We start from the raw sequence: 20,917 nt of genomic DNA on the forward strand, positions 1-20,917 counted from the left end.
GTATTAATAATGGATTACGAACAACAACTAAATGATTTACGTGATGGTAAAATTAATCAAATAGATATCACACCAGATACTTTTCCAGATTTCCAGAAAATTTGGCGAGATTTTCCATCTCAGAACCGGATTCGCGGTATTGCGGGAAAACAAGGCCATATCAAATATGTCCGTGCAAATTAGTCGGCAAAAGTATGCTATTTTATGCTACAATACTATAAGTTAAGCATAAAATAAGGTGTGCGCATTTTTTGATAACAGAAAGCACAAAAGGGGCAAGCATAGTGGCATTTTCATTTGGACAACGAAACGTCGGTATCGATCTTGGTACGGCCAACACATATGTATACATTGAAGGACGCGGCATTGTTTTACGTGAACCGTCTGTTGTAGCGCGTAACACGCAAACAAACGAAGTCGTTGCTGTCGGGTCTGAAGCCAAAGATATGCTTGGTCGAACACCCGCCAGTATTGCAGCTATCCGACCAATGCGTGATGGTGTTATTGCGGATTATGACACGACAGTAGCGATGATCCGTTACTATTTACAAAAAGCATTGGGTGGTCGCATTGGGAAACCTTATGTGACAATCGGTGTACCTTCCGGTGTCACCGCAGTTGAACGCCGCGCTGTTATTGATGCTGCTCGTGTGGCTGGTGCTCGTGATGCATATGTCATCGAAGAGCCATTTGCTGCTGCAGTTGGTGCAGGGTTACCTGTTATGGATCCAACTGGTTCAATGGTAGTAGATATGGGTGGTGGTACCACAGATGTTGCAACGATTTCGTTAGGTGGTATTGTATCAAGTCGATCAATTCGTATTGCTGGTGATAAGTTAGATGAGGCGATTGCTAACTTTGTACGCAACAAGTACGATGTGACCATTGGTGAACCCACAGCTGAAAGATTAAAAATTGAAATTGGTGCTGCGTCATTAGAATTAGCGAGAACGCTACCAGATGCTTCTGTTCGAGGTCGTGACTTATTGACAGGGTTGCCAAAAACGATTGACGTTACGGCAGAGGATGTAGCGACAGCTATTCAAGAACCCGTACAAGAAATTGTCGTTGCGATACGTGAGACGTTAGAATCGACGCAACCGGAATTAGCAGCTGATGTTATTGATCATGGTATGGTCTTGACAGGTGGCGGCGCCATGTTGCGAGACATGGACAAAATTATACAAGAGGCGACAAAGGTGCCAGTCTTAATTGCTAATGAACCGCTTGATGCCGTAGCAATTGGTACAGGTGAAGCGTTGAAGTCCATTGATGTTATGCGACAACGTTAACCATTAATTAAGATAATCGAACACCAGCGTAGCGCTTGCGCTACGCTTTTATTTTTGAAACAAGGGGACAACAAGATGCGTAAACTATTTTCGTCACGCGCCGTTGTAACAATTATTATTGCCTTCATTGTGATTGTGGGGTTAATTGCAGGGTCTAACTGGTGGGCAAAACGAACAAACCAGCCGCCATTTATACAACGCTTTGGTAATGATTTAGCTGGCGGTGTTAGTCGTGTTATTTCTGTGCCGACGACAGCTATCGGTCGCACGGCAAATAGCATTGGTAATTTATTGGATACATTTGAAGAAAACCAAGCATTGAAATCAAAAATTGATGAATTTGCACAAGATAAGGTTCGGTTGCAGACAGTGGAAGAAGAAAATGCCTCCCTTAAAAAGCAACTTAAACTAGAAGCCACACTAACTGACTATAAGACGGTGTCTGCCGTAACGATTAGTCGTTCACCAAGCACCTGGCAATCACAACTTGTCATTAATAAAGGCTTAAATTCGGGTCTTAAAAAGGGCATGCCTGTACTTGCTGGAGCTGGTATTATTGGACGTATTAGTGAAGTGAACACGACCAATGCCAAAGTGGCCTTAATTTCAGACACGAGTGAAGATGCAAATCGATTTGCAATTACAATTAAAGGCGAAAATGGCGATGTTAATGGTATCGTCACGAGTTTTAATCGTGAAAAGAACCAATTAATTATGGGACAAGTCACATCTGATAACAAAATCAAATCAGGAGATCTTGTTGAAACATCTGGCTTGGGTGGCGTTATTCCTTCTGGGTTGTACGTTGGTAAAGTAGCTAGTGTTTCTAAAGATGACTATGGTTTGTCGAAGCGTATCAACATTGAACCAGCCGCTGATTTGGGTAACATTACAACGGTCGTTGTTGCAGTATCAGAGATTGGAGCGCAATAATGGCATTTTGGCAGTTAACACGGTTGCGTGTTGTTTATCCAGTTGTGTTGGTCTTTCTTCTATTTGTTGATGGCTCGTTGATGGCTGGTATGGGTGGTATTTTCACTGCATTTCCCTGGTATATTTTACCAACGCTTACACTAGGATGGTTGTTTTATGCCGTTCAGTTTGAAGTAGAACCTGATGTACCACTTTGGCTATATGTTATCGTTATTGGCGTTTTGTTTGATATGTATTATACAGGTATTTTTGGAACATATACGCTGGCATTTGCTGTTGCCGTTGCTGTGATGAAACAGTGTCATAAAGTATTAGACGAACGCTTATTGAGTGGACTATCTGTGTTTTTAATTGGATTGGTCAGTTTTTTAGTCGTAACCTATGTTGCTGGATTTATAATTGGCATTGCAAACGTTAGTTTAACAACTTTTTTCATGTTTGAAGTACTACCAACGGTTATTTTAAATACGGTTATTGTCGCACTTTGTTATTATCCAACCTTATCGTTATTTCAATTTTTGAGATAGCCCTTGACAAATAAAAAAAAAAGCCTAAAATAAGTATTATATTAAAAAACGTTGAGTAGAAGAGTAGTTTAACATTTTTTTCAGAGAGTTTGCGGGTAGTGTGAGCAAATGATTATGTTAAATGAAACACATCTGCGAGTGTGTGATTGAAGTTAAGTAGGTCACATCGGGGTTGCCCGTTACCGCATACAGTCTTTTGACTTATTGAGACGTAATCAGTGATGGTTATGTGATAAGAGGTGGAACCGCGGAAAACGCCCTCTGAATACATATTGTATTCAGAGGGCGTTTTGACGTTTTTAACATAAAAGACTGACAGAGTAGTTTTGTGTGAACAAAATTAAAATCTGAGGTGGAACCATGCTGACGCATCCTCTTGCATATTATTTGCAAGAGGATTTTTTAATTCAAACAGCGTTATTAATAACGCTTAAAAAGGAGTAAATAATGAACTATTTTCTAGAAATTGCCCCAAACTTACTAGCAGGTTTGAAAATGACGCTGGGGGTATTCTTTTTAACAATTATTGGATCTGTACCACTTGGTATTATCGTGTCGCTTGGCATGAAATCAGAATATTTTACAGTACGTTGGTTAATTAATGGCTATATTTGGATTATGCGTGGCACGCCATTATTGTTGCAACTCATATTTGTCTACTATGGTTTAGGTATGATGGGCATCACTTTTCCACGATTTGAGGCGGCGGTTATCGCTTTTATTATAAACTATGCAGCGTATTTAGCCGAAATATTCCGTGGCGGTTTACAGTCTGTACCGCGTGGTCAATATGATGCTGCCCGCGTTCTCGGATTTACGCGAACCCAAACTTTTTTTAAAATCGTATTACCACAGGTTATTAAAATTGTTGTACCTTCATTTGGTAATGAAGTCATCAATTTGGTGAAAGACACGTCGTTGGTTTATGTGATCGGCTTGGGTGATATCTTACGAGCAGGAAATATTGCCGCCAGTCGGGATGTGACATTGGTCCCTTATCTACTTGTTGGCTTGATTTATTTACTGATGACAGCTATCGTCACGGTGTTATTGCGTCGTAGCGAAAAGCGTCTTAATATATGGAGGTAACGCATGTTAGAAATTAAAAAGTTAACTAAAAAGTACAGTAGCAATACAATATTTAAAGCGCTTGATTTAACCGTGCGAGATGGTGAGGTTTTGAGTATCGTTGGTCCATCGGGTATTGGTAAAACAACGTTGATTAAAATATTGGCAGGACTTGAAACGGCTGATAGTGGCGAAGTTATTTTGAATGACGAGCAACTACCAGTCAATGGTACACGTTCCGATGCCAAGGTCGGCCTGATTTTTCAGGATTTTAATCTTTTTCCGAACTACACCGTACTTGATAATATTACATTAGCACCTATTAGTGTCAATAAAATTGATAAAATAACAGCTCAAAAACAGGCTCGCAATATCCTTGAAACGTTAGGTATGGCTGACAAGGCAGATTTGTATCCTTTTCAATTGTCAGGTGGACAGAAACAACGTGCGGCCATCGCACGTGCGTTAGCAATGAATCCACAGATTTTAGCTTATGATGAGCCTACAAGTGGTCTAGATGAAGCTTCAACGAATCAAGTAGCTGAAGTGGTTAAAGCGTTAAAAGCGCAAGGGGTCACACAAATGATTATTACGCATGATCATCCTTTTGCTGAATTAGTTTCGGACCGTGTTTTTGATTTTGCAACGGAGGTTTCACGCTGATGGTAAGTATGAAGAAAAAAATCATTGTCAATTCAATTGTTGGTTTGATCGTTATTGGCATTTTTGGCTGGCTGGCAATTAGTTTGAATTCAGGAACTAAAAATACGTCTCAGAATGCGCAAAAATCAACTAAAACAGATGACTGGCAGCGCATTAAACGAGATAAACAAATTACGATTGGTTTAGATGATACATTTGTACCAATGGGATTCCGTGACAAAAACGGTAAAATTATTGGTTTTGATGTGGATTTGGCTAATGCAGCATTCAAGTCAATGGGCATCACAGTCAAATGGCAGCCAATTGATTGGTCGATGAAAGAAACGGAATTAAATACCGGTAATATTGATGCCATTTGGAATGGTTACACTAAAACTGCAGCGCGTGCTAAACAGGTAGCATTTTCAGACACGTATCATCAAGCAACACAAGTGTTAGTCACTTTAAAGAAAAATAATATTAATCAATTTTCTGACATGCAAGGTAAGGTTTTAGGAGATCAAACAGCGTCTAGTGGTGACGAAACGTTCAATGAGCATCCTAAAGTTTTGAAGCAATACGTTAAGGATCAGAAAGTAATTGGTTATGATACGTTTGATAAAGCATTCACTGATCTGAATGCTGGTCGAATTGATGGTTTATTAATTGATGAGGATTATGCACGTTATTATGTGGCGCATCAAGCAAACCCTAAGAATTATACGGTTACAGTTGGTGGTTTCGCTGTCGATCAAACTGCAGTTGGTTTCCGTAAATCTGATGTTAAGTTACGTCAAGCTGTCAATGATACACTGACAAAGTTTAAAAAAGATGGCCGTATGACACAGATTGAGAAGAAATGGTTCTCAAATTAATGTCTTTTTTAAAATAAAAGCTGAAGGTTATTCGCCGATTGAATAACCTTCAGCTTTTTGCATAAGAATGATGTTATTTTGTCATGAAACTCTGAAAAATGGTAAACTAGTAGTAATATTAAAAACTAGAAGAGGGAATGTATGATAAGAGATTCATTGTGGATGATAGTGCTAGTTCTTCTAGTTATTAACACATTTGTGGCGATTATTACTGTTTTTAGCCAAAAAAGAGATATTGCTACAATTTGGGCTTGGTTACTTGTGTTAATCACGTTACCTGTTGTTGGTTTCTTTATATTTTTCTTAGTTGGCAGTCGTATATCGAATAAGAAAATTTTTCGTTTAAGGACACAGGACCAGCGTGGCTTGGAACAGATAGCAGATAACCAGAGACGGCAACTGCAAAAAATCGAGCAGCTCTTGCCAATACCAGATTCAGCTTCTGAACTTGTTCGGTTGTTTCTAACATCTGACGATGCTGTACTAACACGTGGAAATGATATTCAGACTTTCACAGATGGTTATGAAAAGTTTAAGGCATTATTTGAAGATATTCAACATGCTTCTCATCACATTCACCTAGAGTATTTTACGATTTATGATGATCGCGTTGGCAATCAATTAATTGATTTATTAACGCAAAAAGCACGTGAGGGCGTTGAAGTCCGTGTTGTTTACGATCAATTCGGTTCGCAGGGACAACATCATGATATGTATAAGCGATTACGTGACGCGGGTGGTGTGGCAGCGCCTTTCCTCATGCGCCGTTTCCAACTACTCACCTTACGCTTTAATTTCAGAAATCACCGAAAAATAGCGATTATTGACGGTGCTATTGGTTATGTGGGTGGTTTTAATGTTGGGGACCAATATTTAGGTTATTTTAAAAAATTTGGTCATTGGCGTGATACACATATTCGTATCCATGGCGATGCCGTTTTATCGATGCAAAGCCGATTTTTAATGGATTGGAATGCCACTGCTGAAGAAAAAGAATTGTTAACACAAACGATTGACTATTTTCCAGAAATATCACAATTACCAGGGCGCGCCATGGTGCAAATCGTTTCTAGTGGCCCAGACAATGATATGAAACAAATTAAGCAGGGGTTTATGCGTATGTTTGCCTCGGCTCGCTCTGAAATTACTATTCAAACACCTTATTTTATTCCTGATTCTGCTGTTTTAGAAACACTTGAAATTGCTGTCATGTCAGGCATCCGTGTCCGTTTAATGATTCCAAACAAGCCCGACCACCCACTTGTTTACCGCGCAACACAATATTATGCTAAAGAGCTTATTGAACTTGGCGCAGAAGTTTATCGTTACGATGGTGGCTTTTTGCACAGTAAAGTTGTGATTATTGATCATGAGATAGGCACGGTTGGTTCGGCCAACATGGACATTCGGTCGTTCGTTTTGAATTTTGAGACAAATGCTTTTGTGTATGATCCCGAGTTTGCGACCCATTTAGAAACATTATTTGAAAAAGATATTGACAGTTCAACAAGATTAACAATCGAGGATTTTGAAAAGCAATCATTCTGGCTCACCTTTTTACAAAAGTTCAGCCGTCTATTTTCCCCAATACTATGAAAAAAATACAACTTAAAAAAGGTGTGAACCTTGTCGTTCTACCAACAACACAATTTAAAACGCTCCATATCGCAGTAGATTTTGTCGCGCCTTTGCAGGATACTGATGTCGCGGCGCGATCGCTGTTAACTTATTTAACTGCTGTGAGTTCAAAAAAATATCCTAGTCAGCAAGTTGTCGCCCAGGAAACAATTAACTTGTATGGCGCACAGTATCAAACAGATGTTCTACGTTTTGGACAAACGCACCATGTGCGTTATACATTGCAAGTACCGGCACCAATCTATGTTGGACAAAAAAATACATTGTTGCATGATGCTTTTAATTTCTTGCGTGACATGATTTTTGATCCGTTAGTTGAAAATAACCAATTTGATCAAGTAACATTTGCCAAGGAACAGCAGAGTTTAATCAATGAATTAGATAGTTTGAGCGATGATAAAAACCGCTATGCGGTGTCTAAGCTACGTGAACTAACCTATAATGAACCCACGATGAAAGTATCCTCATCAGGTCGTGTGAGTGCTGTTAAAGCGCTCACCTCAGCCGATGTTTACGCGGCTTATCAGAACATGATGACCGACGATACGATGAATCTGATTGTTTTCGGTGATGTTGATGAATCACGTATCGTGTCAGAATTTAAAACCTGGCCATTAGTAGATCACCAAGAAAAAAACTTACAACCATTTTATCGACAAGAACTGTTAGAAACGCCACATGAATCGTTTGAAACGCAAGCAGATATTAACCAAGCGATTTTAACGTTAGGTTATCGCCTAGCTTTGGCACCTGATGATCCAAGGCGATTCGTTGCATTAGTAATGAATGCGCTCTTTGGGGGTTCACCGCTATCTAAGCTATTTGTCAATGTCCGTGAAAAAGAATCGCTTGCATATAGTATTTATTCGCGTTGGCAACATGATACTGGCTTTATGATTGTTGCGGCAGGACTTGATGTGGATAAAGTGTCACAAACGAAACATATGATCCAAGCACAAATAACAGCAATTCAATCAGGAGATTTTAGTGATGATACCTTGTCGGCTGTTAAATCGAGTTTAATTAATGATTATTTAAGCCAACAAGATTCACCAACAAGTGAAATTGAGCTTGCTTTTTCACGTTTATTGACACATCGTGAGACGCGGGTTAATGATTGGGTTCGTGCTGTGGAGTCTGTCACAGCATCTGACGTGGCTAAACTAGCAGGGAACGTTATCTTGCAAAGTCAGTTTACATTATTACCCGAGGCCTAATTCATGATAGAAAAACAATATCCAAATTTGAAAGAAACTGTGTTAACAGAAACATTAAATAACGGGTTAAAAGTTGTCCTGATTCCAAAAGCTGATTATCATAAGACGTTTGCGGTGATGACAACCCCTTTTGGCGCTTTAGATACGCGATTTCAGATGAATGATGAGTTACCAATTGATATCCCGGCGGGGACGGCTCACTTTTTAGAACATAAGTTATTTGAAAAAGAACATAGTGATGCATTTACGCGTTTTGGTGAACTTGGCGCTGATGCCAATGCGTTCACCAACGCTTATCAAACGAGTTATCTCTTCTCAACAACTCAAAATTTAAAACAAGCACTTGAACATTTATTGGATTTTGTTCAACAACCTTATTTTAGTGACAAAACAATTGCTAAAGAACAAGGAATCATTGGTCAAGAGATTCAGATGTATGAGGATGATTCTAATTGGGCCGTTTATATGGGATTGTTACAACTCATGTACCCAAACGCCCCTTTAGCAGAAGATATCGCGGGAACCAAAGCATCTATTGCCAAAATCACACCAGCGCTGTTATACAATATTCATCGCGCTTTTTACCAACCAAAACAAATGACTATACAGCTAGTTGGCCGTTTTGATCCCAAGACGATTTTAGCAATCATTCAAGAAAACCAAAATAAGAAACATTTTGATGATGTTGCAGTGCAACGTTTTGAAGCCCCAATTACACCGCCAAATAAGCAAGTGGCATTCAAAAAATTTGATGTGTCACGTCCTAAAATAGCATTAGGTATAAGATTGCCAGAAAATAATTTAACAGGGCAAGAAGCTACTAAGTTCATGTTGGTAGCTGATATTTTAGCTGATATGTTGTTTGGTGAGCAGACAGACTGGTATCAAAACCTGTATAATAAAGGTATTATCGATACTGAATTTGAAACATCATTTGATTTGCTCCGTAGTTATCAATTTGTTAGTTTCTTTTCAGAAACAACGGAGTACGATAAACTAGCTGACGCAATTGCACAACAAATTGCTAATTATCGGACAGTCCTTGCAGGTAAGATGAGTGATTTTGAATCGTTACGACGGGCAACCTTAGGGGAAGGTATTCAACGTTTGAATTCTTTAGAAAGTATTGCTTTGCGTGGGGATGATGTGCTTTTTGGTACTAATTTATTTGATAAAATTATGTTACTACAAGAATTAACGTATAATGATATATTAGATAGCGCTGAAAAAATATATCAAAACGCTCAGTTACAACGTTTTGTTTTGCAAAAATAGTATTGGGAAAAATATGACTGAAACTTTGACAAATCAGATAGGTGAGCAGTTAAAAACTGCTCGTCTTAAGAAAAATTTAACATTGGACGATGTTCAAGCATCAACTAAGATTCAGAGAAGATATCTTGAAGCGATTGAAAACAATAACCTCGGTATTTTGCCAGGAGATTTTTACGTGCGTGCGTTTATTCGACAGTATGCCATGGCCGTTGGGTTAAATCCAGAAGATTTGTTAGGTGAAACACCGGCCTCAATTTCTCGAACCAATGATCTCAGTCGCGCGCATCGAGATAATGACGGGGTCGTACGTGCAGGCTTGGACTCCTCGCCATCTGCCCAGTCACGCCTATCAAACATGTTGCCAACAATTTGGATGGTTGCGTTGATTGTTGTGGCATTAATTGCTGTTTGGTTTGTGTTAACACACGTGACTATTGGTAGGCAACAAAGTAACGATAGCGGCAATGTATCAGTTTCAACAACAAACGTCCCTGATGATACTTCCAAACAGACGTCATCTACAGCCAAAGCATCAAGTTCAAGTAAAAAGAAACCAAAGAAAACTGAAGCTAAATTAGATTTAGGGACACCTGAACAAAATGTTGCTTTACAAACAACTGTCTACAGTTTATCTGGGCAGGCTGATAAGCAGCATGTTGTTAAGATCAGTGCGCAAGGCGCAGGTACAAATGTTAGAGTGACAGCTGGTGATACTGTCTTGTTAAACGAGATGGTTACTGATGAGAAAACGATTGATATTCCGAAAGGAACAGCGGCGGTTAATGCGCAATTTACAAATGTCACCAATGCGGTTATGACATTTGATAAGCAAAAAGTGACTGTTGTCGACACGGCAACGCCGTTTTGGAACGTCTTAGTGAACTTGAATAATTAAGAGGACATGATGAATTTACCTAATAAACTAACTGTTTTTCGTATGATTTTAATCCCTGTTTTTATTTTAATATTGACACTACCTTATCAATGGGCAACTATTAATGTATCAGATATAGCACTACCGGTAAATTGGTTGATTGCTGCGGTCGTTTTTGCTGTTGCATCATTTACTGATTTCCTGGATGGCAAAATAGCTCGTAGTCAACACTTGGTTACTAATTTTGGTAAGTTTGCTGACCCATTAGCGGACAAATTATTAGTTCTAACAGCCTTGATATTTTTAACAAGTTTTGATGTTGTGCCTGCTTGGATGACAGCTGTGATTGTGATCCGTGAATTAGCTATTACCGGACTAAGAACATTGATTGTTGAAAATAACGGTCAAGTATTGGCAGCGCAAATGCCTGGTAAAATTAAAACATTTTCGCAAATGTTTGCTATTTTTTTCTTATACCTTAAAAACATACCATTTGCTTTTCTAGGCTTCCCAATTGGCGATGTTTTATTATGGATTGCGGTTATTTTTACCATATATTCCGGTATAGATTATTTTTGGAAAAACCGCTATGTTTTTTCAGATGGGATGTAAAAGCGCAATAAGCGCTTTTTTCGTATCATAATAATGAAGCGAACATGAACGAACAATTGTTCGCAAAATGCTTGCTTTTGACTTTAAAAGCAGGTAAACTAATAAAGTAAAGTAAAAGGAGTTAGCCACAAATATGGTAACTAAAAAAACGACTAAAAAAGATGATAAAGAGAGCCAAGCAAAAGGTCGCAAAGCAGCATTAGATGAGGCGCTAAAGAAAATTGAGAAAAACTTTGGTAAGGGCTCTGTTATGGTATTGGGGGATAATGCGTTAACACAGGTTGAAACTTATCCTTCAGGCTCAGTTAAGTTGGATGTTGCGTTGGGCGTTGGTGGCTATCCAAAGGGCCGTATTATCGAAGTTTATGGACCAGAATCATCTGGTAAAACGACAATTGCCTTACATGCCGTTGCAGAAGTACAAAAAGCAGGCGGTACAGCGGCTTATATTGATGCTGAAAACGCTTTGGATGTTAAATATGCCGAGGCATTGGGTGTGAAAAAAGATGAATTGTTACTATCACAACCAGATACTGGCGAGCAAGGGTTAGAAATTGCTGATGCGTTAGTTCAATCAGGCGCTGTAGATATGATTGTTGTTGATTCCGTTGCCGCGTTGGTACCACGTGCTGAAATTGAAGGTGAAATGGGCGATTCTCACGTTGGGTTACAAGCACGTCTCATGAGCCAGGCATTACGTAAGTTGGCTGGGACACTAAATCGCACAGGCACAATTGCTATTTTTATTAATCAAATTCGTGAAAAGATTGGTGTCATGTTTGGTAATCCTGAAACAACACCTGGTGGTCGTGCGTTGAAATTCTATTCAACAATTCGTTTAGAAGTGCGTCGCTCAACTCAAATTAAAGATGGCACCGATGTGACTGGAAACTTAACAAAAGTTAAGGTCGTGAAGAATAAAGTGGCGCCACCATTCAAAGTTGCCGAAGTTGATATTATGTACGGTAAGGGTATCTCTCAAACGGGAGAAATACTAGACCTTGGTGCGGAACAAGAAATTATTCGAAAAGCAGGCGCTTTTTATTATTATAACGACATTAAAGTAGGTCAAGGTCGTGAAAAAGCCAAGGAATTTTTGGATGCACCTGAAAATGCCGAAATGAGACAGGAAATTTATGTCAAAGTGCGTGATGCTTTTGGTATAGGTGATGGTGTTTCATCAGAGAACACAGAGCCAGATGATTTACCTGATTCAGATTTAGATCAGACGGATACACTAGAGTTAGTATCTGATGACGATGATTTAACAGATGAACCAATTGTATAAAAACTGTAAAGAATATATGGAAATGCTAGGGCGTTTCCATTTTTTTTGTTACAATGCAAGTAAATAAACATTTGGAGAGGAATGCACTTTTACAAAAATGAGTGTATGCAGATCATGGCAAAAATTTTAGTAGTGGATGATGAAACTTCAATTTCAACGTTGTTAAAATACAACTTAGAGCAAAATGGCTATACCGTAACTGTGGTAGCTGATGGTCAGACAGCCTATGAACTTGTGGGTAAACAGGATTTTGATGCCATTTTGCTTGACCTCATGCTGCCCGTGATGGATGGCATGACTGTTTTAAAAACGATACGTCAGGATAAGATTAGTACGCCAGTGATATTGATTACTGCAAAAGGTGATGAGTTTGACCGCGTATTTGGGTTAGAATTAGGGGCTGATGACTATATCACAAAACCGTTTAGTCCACGTGAAGTCATTGCACGTCTGAAAGCCGTTTTGCGCCGTTCACAAGTTGATCATCATGAATCCGAACGAACAGATGTGATTAGAATTCAAAATCTTGTCATTGATGATAATAAAAAAGTCGTCACGAAAAATGATAAAACATTAACTTTGACGCCACGAGAGTACGAACTATTGTTGTATTTCTCTCAAAGAGCAGGTCGTGTCATTGATCGTGAAACGATTTTAACAGCAGTTTGGGGTTATGAATTCGTGGGTGAAAGTCGTATGGTTGACATGCATATTAGTAATTTGAGAGAAAAAATTGAAACAAATCCAAAGTCACCAGAAGTGCTAAAAACAGTGCGTGGGTTTGGTTATACCATGGTTAATTAAGAATGTAAATTTCTCTTTACAATGCTTTACCTAATCGTGACAGTTTTGCGAGTGTTTCTTTGACACAACGTGCGTAATATATAACTTGTAAACAAGGACAGGCACCCAAGAGCCTCTACTACAACCAAGTTTACATTACATACGCTTCAAAAGAAGCATAGACAAGGGAGAACGAGTCATGAACAAAACAATTGTCGGGGTCATTGGCGGTGTTGTTGTTATTGCAGCAGGTGTCGCCATATATACGAATGCCAATTCAGGTAAGAGTACGGCAAAAAATGAGGCAAGTAAAGCATCATCAACAAATTTGAGTGGTAAGGTGCTTTCGCTTGGCTCAACTGCTTTGCAACCATTGGCAGAACAAGTTGGCACATCATTCCAGGAGAAAAATCCCGGCGTGACAATTACAGTTCAAGGTGGCGGTTCAGGCGCTGGTTTGAGTCAAGTGGCAAGTGGCTCAGCACAAATCGGTAATTCTGATGTCTTTGCGGAAGAAAAAGAAGGTGTTGACGCTTCTAAGTTGAAGGATCATCAGGTGGCAGTCGTTGGTATTGCACCAGTGGTTAATTCCGATGTGCAAGTTGCCAACATTTCAAAGGAACAACTACGTGATATCTTTACTGGTAAGATTACTAACTGGAAATCAGTTGGTGGTAAAGATGAAAAAATTGTTGTTATTAACCGTGCAACGGGTTCAGGTACTCGAGCAGTCTTTGAGAAAAATGTGTTAGACGGCCAAAATGCAGTGCAATCAACAGAACAAGATTCAAATGGTACGGTACAGAAAATTGTGTCGACCACACCAGGATCTATTTCATACCTTGCCTTTGCTTACCTAGACGCTTCAGGTATTAAAGCATTAAATATTGATAAGGTCACACCAGATAAGAAGAATGTTGAAGATAATTCATGGCCAATCTGGGCTTACGAACATATGTATACCAAGGGTGAACCAACGGGGGCAACAAAAGCATTCTTAGCTTACTTTACAACAAAAGACGTACAGAAGACAATTGTGCCTAAATTGGGGTATATTGGATTAACTGACATGAAAGTGACTCGTGATGCAACGGGTAAAGTAGCTAACAAGTAGTAATATAACTGTCAACAGAAACACTAAAATCCGCGAAAGCGGTTTTTTTTGATATGATAGTTATATTGGAGTAGTTTATGAAAAAAAAAGTCTTGAAATATCTATCATTTTTAGCAGTTAATATGATTATGACCGGCATGTTGGAAAGCATGATAACGTTTAATAATCATCAGCGATTCATTGTGGTTAGTTTGATGGTGATTGCGGCAATGTTTGAAATGTGGCTAGCAACACTCTGGGACAATAGGCAACAACAAGCACTACAAGTTATGCAAAAAAGAATACAGTCAACAATAGCCGGAGATATACCACGTGAAGTTTTAATTGAACCAGGATTACCATATGATGGATTGATACGTCAGTTTAATGTTTTACAAAACTATATCTATCATACACAACAAGCAGCGCAAAGAGATGTAACCAACTACCAATCATTACTCGCAAGCTTGCCCGTAGGTGTTATTAATGTGAATCGGCAACATGTGATTGATGCTTTTAATGAAACAGCAGCTAGCTTGTTGGGCATTAATAGACCATCAACGCCAATTGCCGAAAGCTTGGTCATTCGGCAATTTACGCTTTCTGAATTAATAACACAAACCTTTAATACAAAACGTCATCAACAATCAATCTTGAATTTACAAATTGCTGGTGAGGTAAAGCAGTATGAAGTGAGTACATTGTACCATCAAGGAGATTTACAACATGCTGAAGTGATGATTATTTTATATGATTTAACTTCTGTTTTACAAGCTGAACGTATGCAATCAGATTTTTTGGCCAATGCTTCTCACGAGCTCAAAACACCGCTAACTGCAATTACTGGATTTGTTGAGACGTTACAAGGTCCGGCAGGAGAATCACTTGAAACGAGACAGCAGTTTCTGGGCATTGTAGCTGAGGAAGCCCAAAGATTAACATCACTTGTTAGTGACATCTTGGCGCTATCACGTGTCAAACAAAAAAATGAGGCAGTGTCGCTTGAAATGGCAATTCATGACATGGTAGATGAACAGTGGCAACACGTTCAGACATTAGCGCGTGTGAAGCAAGTCACTCTCAAAAATGACGTGCCTTCTGATTTTTTTGTCAGAGGTTTTAAAAATGATGTGGCAACTATTTTACAAAATTTGATTGTTAATGCTGTAAAGTACAACAAACTAAAGGGTGATATTTTAATTACGGCTTATAAAGATCATCAACATTGGCAAATTAATGTAAAAGACTCGGGTATTGGCATTCCAAAAACTCAGCAGTCACGTATTTTTGAACGTTTTTATCGTGGGGATGAATCACGTCAACGTGCGATTGCGAGTGGCACAGGCCTAGGATTATCTATTGTAAATGAAATTGTGAGGAAACATAATGGTGATTTAAAGGTGAACTCTCAAGTCGGCGTTGGGACAACGATTAGTGTGACGTTGCCTTTGTAAGTTTTTTCTTTACACAACCTTTACAAAACATCGTTGTTACTTTTACATCATTCTAAGATAATAAAGGTGTAGTAGTTAAATCTTGGGAGGCATTGTCATGTCGAAATCACATCGCGGCGCGATTGTATCAACAATTGTAGCTGTGGGTATTGTGGCGGTATTTGGAACCGCTTATGCAGCACGAGACAAAGGTGCCACTGGCACATCAATCACGGCAGTTGGATCAACCGCTCTGCAGCCACTTGTTGAAGCTGCTGGTGAGGAATATGCAAAAGCCAATTTGGGCACATTTATAAATGTGCAAGGTGGCGGAACCGGTACAGGCTTAAGCCAAGTATCACAAGGTGCTGTTGACCTTGGTAATTCAGATGTTTTTGCCGAGGAAAAAGAGGGCATTAATGCTAAAAAGTTAGTGGACCACCAAGTTGCTGTTGTGGGTATTGCACCACTTTTAAATAAAGAGAATGGCATAAAAAATCTATCAACTAACCAATTGAAAGCCATATTTACTGGTAAGGTAACTAATTGGCATCAATTAGGTGGCAAAAATCAAGACATTATTATTATTAATCGTGCGGCCGGTTCTGGGACACGAGCCACATTTGAAAAGTGGGGCCTACAGGGGGCCCAGAGTATCCAAGCGCAAGAACAAGATTCGTCTGGTATGGTAAGATCTATTGTTGCAACGACGCCGGGAGCAATATCATACACGGCTTTTGGTTATATTGACAAAACAGTCGTGGCAGCATCTGTCAACAATATACAACCGACAAATAAAAATGTTTCAGATGGTAAGTATCCTATTTGGTCTTATGAGCATGTCTATACAAATGGGGAACCAAGTAAGCCAGTTGCCAAGTTTTTGAATTATCTCATGTCAAAAGATATTCAAAGCACACTGGTACCCAAATTAGGGTACATCTCTATACATGATATGCGCATTACCCGACAAGTAGATGGTAAAGTTGTTGAAAAGTAATTTGTAACATGTAATTACTAATTGGTTAATAGAATTGAACAGTCAAAAAAAATGCGTCTTATATCTCTTTTAAGCGGTACAAACCATGTACGGACTTTAAAACGATGTTTGATGTAATGGAGATAAAATGGATAACATTACACAGAAGTTGATGCAAAAATCTGAATCGACAAAAAAAGATTCGTTAGGAAAGATGATTAGTTTAGCGGCTCTAATCCTAATTGTAATTGTTGTCGTATCGATATTTGCCTTTGTTATGAGCCGTGGATTATCAACGTTCATTACTGGCGGCGTACATGTTAAGGACTTTTTGTTTGGCTCAACATGGAATCCATCAGTCGTTAATCCGCAAACCAAGCAACCATATATTGGTGCTTTGCCGATGATCATTGGCTCATTTTTAGTCACATTTTTAGCAGCAATTATAGCAACACCGTTTGCTATTGGTACATCGTTATTTATGACTGAAATTGCACAAAAACGTGGTGCAAAAATTATGCAACCTGTTATTGAGTTGCTAGTCGGTATTCCATCTGTTGTTTATGGATTTATTGGCTTAACAGTTGTCGTACCAAGTATTCGTCATATATTTGGCGGCTCGGGATTTGGTATTTTATCGGGTACAATTGTATTGTTTGTTATGATTTTACCAACAATTACCTCCATGACTGTTGATACTTTAAAATCTGTACCAAGACATTATCGAGAATCAGCATTGGCTATCGGTGCAACACGATGGCAGATGATCTATAAGGTCGTGCTTCGTGCAGCAACGCCTGGTATTTTAACAGCGATTGTTTTCGGTATGGCGCGTGCGTTTGGTGAAGCTTTGGCTGTGCAAATGGTTATTGGTAATGCGGCATTAATGCCACATAATTTAATATCACCAGCATCAACATTGACGTCAGTATTAACAATGGGCATCGGTAATACTGTTATGGGTTCATTGCAAAATGATGTTTTGTGGACATTGGCCATGATTCTGCTTCTGATGTCATTAGTATTTAATTTAATTGTTCGCGCGATTGGACGTAAAGGAGAAATGAAATAATGAATGCAAAAACTGCTGATAAAATAGCAACAGGCGTGATTTATGCAATTTCTGCTATTGTAGCGCTGATTTTGATTGCAATGCTTGCTTTCATCTTGGTACGCGGTGTGCCACACTTATCTTGGCATTTCTTAACCTCACCAGCAAAAGCTTTTGAGGCTGGAGGTGGTATTGGTATCCAACTTTTCAACTCATTCTATTTGCTTATTCTAGCAATGGTTATTAGTTTTCCAATCGCTTTGGGTGCGGCAATTTACTTGAATGAATATGCTAAAAAAAGTAAATTTACAACTGTTGTGCGTACAGCGATTGAAATTTTGAGTTCTTTACCATCAGTTGTTGTGGGTTTGTTTGGGTTCTTGATCTTTGTTGTACAGTTCCATTTTGGGTTTTCAATCCTCTCTGGTGCAATTGCATTGACTTTTTTCAACCTGCCCCTGTTAACCCGCTCAATTGAAACGAGTTTAGCACAAATTCCTAATCTTCAGCGTGAAGCTGGGTCAGCACTTGGATTATCACGTTGGGAGACGGTCATTCATGTTATCTTACCAGCGGCTGTCCCATCAATAGTTACCGGTGTTGTTTTGTCTGCTGGACGTGTTTTCGGTGAAGCAGCCGCCTTAATTTATACGGCAGGTCAATCTGCTCCAGCCTTGAACTTTGCCGATTGGAATCCATTTAACATTGCTAGTCCACTGAGCCCAATGCGGCCTGCTGAAACTTTAGCTGTTCATATTTGGAAAATTAATTCTGAAGGTATTATGCCTGATTTAGATGCAGTTTCGGCTGGTGCTTCTGCAGTTTTGATTATTGTTGTGTTGCTATTTAATTTGAGTGCTCGAAAAATTGGTGCACAGCTTTACAAGAAACTAACAAGTGCTTAACTGTTGCAGTTGTGTCATCCGTTTGTGTGACGCATCGGTCATTTCATGGTACGACAGCAGTATTATTAATATCTCAAATAATTAGAGTAACGGAGAGAAAATGGCTAATAACATCGATCTAAAACCAGTGAGCGAGTTTATCACTGAAAATGCACCAGAGCGTTTCATTTTGGACATGAACTCTGACAAACACGAAATTGCGATATCGACAAAGGATTTACAAGTGTATTATGGCGATAATTTAGCATTGAGTGAAGGCGATTTATCGTTTGAACGCTATAAAATCACAAGTTTAGTGGGTGCCTCTGGTTCAGGTAAGTCAACATTTTTGCGCTCTTTAAATCGTATGAATGACAGTGTTGCAACAGTTAATGGTAATATTATGTATCGCGGTGTTGATATTAATACAAAAGCAATTGACGTTTACGAAATGCGTCGGCATATTGGTATGGTTTTTCAAAGACCCAATCCGTTTGCGAAGTCGATTTATAACAATATTACCTTTGCCTTAACACAACGTGGTCACTACAAAAAACAAGAACTTGATGAAATTGTAGAAACAAGTTTAAAACAAGCAGCATTATGGGACCAGGTTAAGGATGAATTAAATAAATCAGCCTTGGCTTTGTCTGGTGGTCAAGCACAGCGACTGGTAATTGCTCGAGCGTTAGCTCTAAAACCTGATATTTTGTTGCTAGATGAACCATCAAGTGCCCTTGATCCGATTTCTTCTGCCCAAGTTGAAGATACTTTACTGGAATTAAAGAATCAGTATACAATTATTATTGTGACGCATAATATGCAACAAGCAGCGCGTATCAGTGATTACACGGCGTTTTTCCATATGGGTAAAGTGATAGAGTATGATTTGACACGTAAGATTTTTACGCGACCAAAGGTCGCATTGACAAATGATTACATTTCGGGGAATTTCGGATGACAGATATTAAACAAGACAATATACTTGAAACACGAGATGTTAAATTATGGTATGGTCAAAAAGAAGCGCTTCATGGCATCAACCTTAATTTCCCAAAAAAAGGGATTACAGCTTTGATAGGTCCGTCAGGATCAGGAAAATCAACTTATCTGCGTGCTTTAAATCGCATGCATGACTTAGAAGACAATGTGACAGTTACTGGCACATTTGATTTTAATGGCACAGATATTTATGCACCAACAACAGATACAGTTGATCTGCGTAAACAAATTGGTATGGTTTTTCAACAACCCAACCCATTTCCTTTCTCTATTTATGAAAACGTTGCTTTTGGCTTAAAATTGGCGGGAATTAAAGATAAAGCGGTGCTTGATGAGGCAGTTGAAAAGTCTTTAAAGCAATCATCTGTGTGGGAAGAAGTAAAGGATGATTTGCATAAGTCAGCGCTGGGACTATCTGGTGGACAACAACAGCGTGTATCCCTTGCACGTGTTTTGGCTACATCACCAGACTTGTTATTATTGGATGAGCCCACCTCTGCTTTGGATCCTGTTTCTAGTCATAACATTGAAGAGACACTCTTGAATTTACGTGATGATTATGCGATGATTATTGTTACACACTCGATGTCTCAGGCTTCAAGAATATCGGATCGTACCGCTTTCTTTTTAAGTGGTGATTTAATTGAAGTTGATGCAACCAAGCACATTTTCTTAAATCCGCAAAGACAAGAAACACAAGACTACGTCAGTGGTCGATTTGGATAATTAATTGCTCATATATTTATGAGGAGGAGAAACAACATGCGACGATTATTTGATGAAGAGTTAGCAGATCTAGATAATTCATTTACAGAAATGGGAATGCTTGTTTCCCAAACGATTCAAAAGTCTGTTCAATCATTTGTGGATCATGATCGTGAAGGGGCAAAAGCCATCCTAGAAAATGATCACCAAATTAATGAACGAGAAGCAGCAATTGAAAAGAAAACATTCGAAATGATTGCCTTATACCAACCCGTAACAACTGACTTACGTGAGATTGTGACCATTTTAAAGGCTGTGTCCGTGTTAGAGAGAATGGGAGACCAAGCGCGTAACATCGCAAATTCAACCATCCGTGTTAAGGGCACAAAGCATATTGCCAGTGTTGAACAATCTCTTGGTGCCATGGGCGAACAAGTCGCGACAATGGTGTCAACGGTTATGGAATATTATATTAAAAATGATGCACTGGGTGCGGAAGCTATTGCGGATGAAAATCAGTCATTATCAAAACGTGCAGCCCAGGTTCGTTTCGACTCTGTTGAGGGGATGAAAGAGGATGCAGAGTTAGTTGATTCTGCTGCCGATTATCTGGTTATTGCTGGTTATCTAAAGCGCATTGGTGACTATACAACTGATATTGCTGAATGGATTGTTTATAAACGTACGGGTAAAATTATTGAATTAAACCCAGGTTATAACTATTTCATTTAAATAAGATTAATTAG

The 20,917-nt window shown here is 39.0% G+C and carries 22 protein-coding genes and 1 other annotated feature; all 22 genes read left to right on the forward strand.

All coding sequences use genetic code 11. From position 1 onward, the window contains the following. Window positions 1-9 precede the first annotated feature (9 nt). The 22 genes from JOD28_RS03940 (at window position 10) to phoU (ending at window position 20,903) form a co-directional block, all read left to right on the forward strand. Entirely contained in the window at window positions 10-183 is a 174-nt protein-coding gene (locus JOD28_RS03940; RefSeq protein WP_204769587.1) for a hypothetical protein, read from the forward strand. Window positions 184-284: 101 nt separating this feature from the next. Next, window positions 285-1,292, forward strand: a complete 1,008-nt coding sequence (locus tag JOD28_RS03945; protein WP_013103775.1) for a rod shape-determining protein — start codon at window positions 285-287, stop codon at window positions 1,290-1,292. A 75-nt stretch (window positions 1,293-1,367) separates the two neighbouring features. Next, on the forward strand, window positions 1,368-2,225 hold the full coding sequence (gene mreC / locus JOD28_RS03950) for a rod shape-determining protein MreC (RefSeq protein WP_204769588.1): 858 nt from the start codon (window positions 1,368-1,370) through the stop codon (window positions 2,223-2,225). Further along, window positions 2,225-2,752 carry a rod shape-determining protein MreD gene (gene mreD / locus JOD28_RS03955; RefSeq protein WP_204769589.1) on the forward strand — a complete coding sequence of 176 codons (528 nt, stop codon included), beginning with the start codon at window positions 2,225-2,227 and terminating at the stop codon, window positions 2,750-2,752. The genes mreC and mreD overlap by 1 nt, the downstream gene beginning before the upstream one ends. Before the next feature lie 42 nt (window positions 2,753-2,794). After that, window positions 2,795-3,017: a binding site (T-box leader), on the forward strand. Window positions 3,018-3,199: 182 nt separating this feature from the next. Next, window positions 3,200-3,841, forward strand: coding sequence for an amino acid ABC transporter permease (locus JOD28_RS03960; protein WP_013103778.1), 642 nt, complete (start codon window positions 3,200-3,202; stop codon window positions 3,839-3,841). A gap of 3 nt (window positions 3,842-3,844) precedes the next feature. Beyond that, on the forward strand, window positions 3,845-4,483 hold the full coding sequence (locus JOD28_RS03965; RefSeq protein WP_204769590.1) for an amino acid ABC transporter ATP-binding protein: 639 nt from the start codon (window positions 3,845-3,847) through the stop codon (window positions 4,481-4,483). Then, window positions 4,483-5,337, forward strand: coding sequence for an amino acid ABC transporter substrate-binding protein (locus JOD28_RS03970; RefSeq protein ID WP_204769591.1), 855 nt, complete (start codon window positions 4,483-4,485; stop codon window positions 5,335-5,337). The genes JOD28_RS03965 and JOD28_RS03970 overlap by 1 nt, the downstream gene beginning before the upstream one ends. 141 nt (window positions 5,338-5,478) lie before the next feature. Then, the gene (gene cls, locus JOD28_RS03975; protein ID WP_204769592.1) at window positions 5,479-6,933 is read left to right on the forward strand and encodes a cardiolipin synthase; all 1,455 of its coding nucleotides are present in this window, start codon (window positions 5,479-5,481) and stop codon (window positions 6,931-6,933) included. Further along, window positions 6,930-8,192, forward strand: coding sequence for an EF-P 5-aminopentanol modification-associated protein YfmF (yfmF, locus tag JOD28_RS03980; protein WP_204769593.1), 1,263 nt, complete (start codon window positions 6,930-6,932; stop codon window positions 8,190-8,192). The genes cls and yfmF overlap by 4 nt, the downstream gene beginning before the upstream one ends. A 3-nt stretch (window positions 8,193-8,195) precedes the next feature. Continuing rightward, window positions 8,196-9,467: an EF-P 5-aminopentanol modification-associated protein YfmH gene (gene yfmH / locus JOD28_RS03985; protein WP_204769594.1), complete on the forward strand. Its 1,272-nt coding sequence runs from the start codon at window positions 8,196-8,198 to the stop codon at window positions 9,465-9,467. 13 nt (window positions 9,468-9,480) lie between these two features. Next, window positions 9,481-10,362 (forward strand): helix-turn-helix domain-containing protein, encoded by an 882-nt coding sequence (locus tag JOD28_RS03990; protein WP_204769595.1) that lies wholly within the window; start codon window positions 9,481-9,483, stop codon window positions 10,360-10,362. A 9-nt stretch (window positions 10,363-10,371) separates the two neighbouring features. Then, window positions 10,372-10,953 carry a CDP-diacylglycerol--glycerol-3-phosphate 3-phosphatidyltransferase gene (pgsA, locus tag JOD28_RS03995; protein WP_204769765.1) on the forward strand — a complete coding sequence of 194 codons (582 nt, stop codon included), beginning with the start codon at window positions 10,372-10,374 and terminating at the stop codon, window positions 10,951-10,953. Between the two features lie 133 nt (window positions 10,954-11,086). Beyond that, entirely contained in the window at window positions 11,087-12,241 is a 1,155-nt protein-coding gene (recA, locus tag JOD28_RS04000; RefSeq protein ID WP_204769596.1) for a recombinase RecA, read from the forward strand. 114 nt (window positions 12,242-12,355) lie between these two features. Further along, complete coding sequence (locus JOD28_RS04005; RefSeq protein ID WP_239531079.1) at window positions 12,356-13,045, forward strand: response regulator transcription factor; 690 nt, start codon at window positions 12,356-12,358, stop codon at window positions 13,043-13,045. 178 nt (window positions 13,046-13,223) lie between these two features. Next, entirely contained in the window at window positions 13,224-14,138 is a 915-nt protein-coding gene (locus JOD28_RS04010; protein ID WP_204769597.1) for a phosphate ABC transporter substrate-binding protein, read from the forward strand. A 77-nt stretch (window positions 14,139-14,215) separates the two neighbouring features. Further along, window positions 14,216-15,571, forward strand: a complete 1,356-nt coding sequence (locus JOD28_RS04015; protein WP_204769598.1) for a sensor histidine kinase — start codon at window positions 14,216-14,218, stop codon at window positions 15,569-15,571. Between the two features lie 97 nt (window positions 15,572-15,668). Then, complete coding sequence (locus tag JOD28_RS04020) at window positions 15,669-16,550, forward strand: phosphate ABC transporter substrate-binding protein PstS family protein (RefSeq protein ID WP_204769599.1); 882 nt, start codon at window positions 15,669-15,671, stop codon at window positions 16,548-16,550. 127 nt (window positions 16,551-16,677) lie between these two features. Then, window positions 16,678-17,601 (forward strand): phosphate ABC transporter permease subunit PstC, encoded by a 924-nt coding sequence (pstC, locus tag JOD28_RS04025; RefSeq protein WP_204769600.1) that lies wholly within the window; start codon window positions 16,678-16,680, stop codon window positions 17,599-17,601. Continuing rightward, the gene (pstA, locus tag JOD28_RS04030) at window positions 17,601-18,485 is read left to right on the forward strand and encodes a phosphate ABC transporter permease PstA (RefSeq protein ID WP_204769601.1); all 885 of its coding nucleotides are present in this window, start codon (window positions 17,601-17,603) and stop codon (window positions 18,483-18,485) included. Before pstC ends, pstA begins: the two co-directional genes overlap by 1 nt. 100 nt (window positions 18,486-18,585) lie before the next feature. Continuing rightward, complete coding sequence (pstB, locus tag JOD28_RS04035) at window positions 18,586-19,425, forward strand: phosphate ABC transporter ATP-binding protein PstB (protein ID WP_204769602.1); 840 nt, start codon at window positions 18,586-18,588, stop codon at window positions 19,423-19,425. Beyond that, the gene (gene pstB / locus JOD28_RS04040; RefSeq protein ID WP_204769603.1) at window positions 19,422-20,192 is read left to right on the forward strand and encodes a phosphate ABC transporter ATP-binding protein PstB; all 771 of its coding nucleotides are present in this window, start codon (window positions 19,422-19,424) and stop codon (window positions 20,190-20,192) included. Before pstB (JOD28_RS04035) ends, pstB (JOD28_RS04040) begins: the two co-directional genes overlap by 4 nt. Window positions 20,193-20,228: 36 nt before the next feature. Beyond that, window positions 20,229-20,903, forward strand: coding sequence for a phosphate signaling complex protein PhoU (gene phoU / locus JOD28_RS04045; RefSeq protein WP_204769604.1), 675 nt, complete (start codon window positions 20,229-20,231; stop codon window positions 20,901-20,903). Window positions 20,904-20,917 lie beyond the last annotated feature (14 nt).

The organism is Leuconostoc rapi (genome assembly GCF_016908715.1).
Classification (GTDB): domain Bacteria; phylum Bacillota; class Bacilli; order Lactobacillales; family Lactobacillaceae; genus Leuconostoc; species Leuconostoc rapi.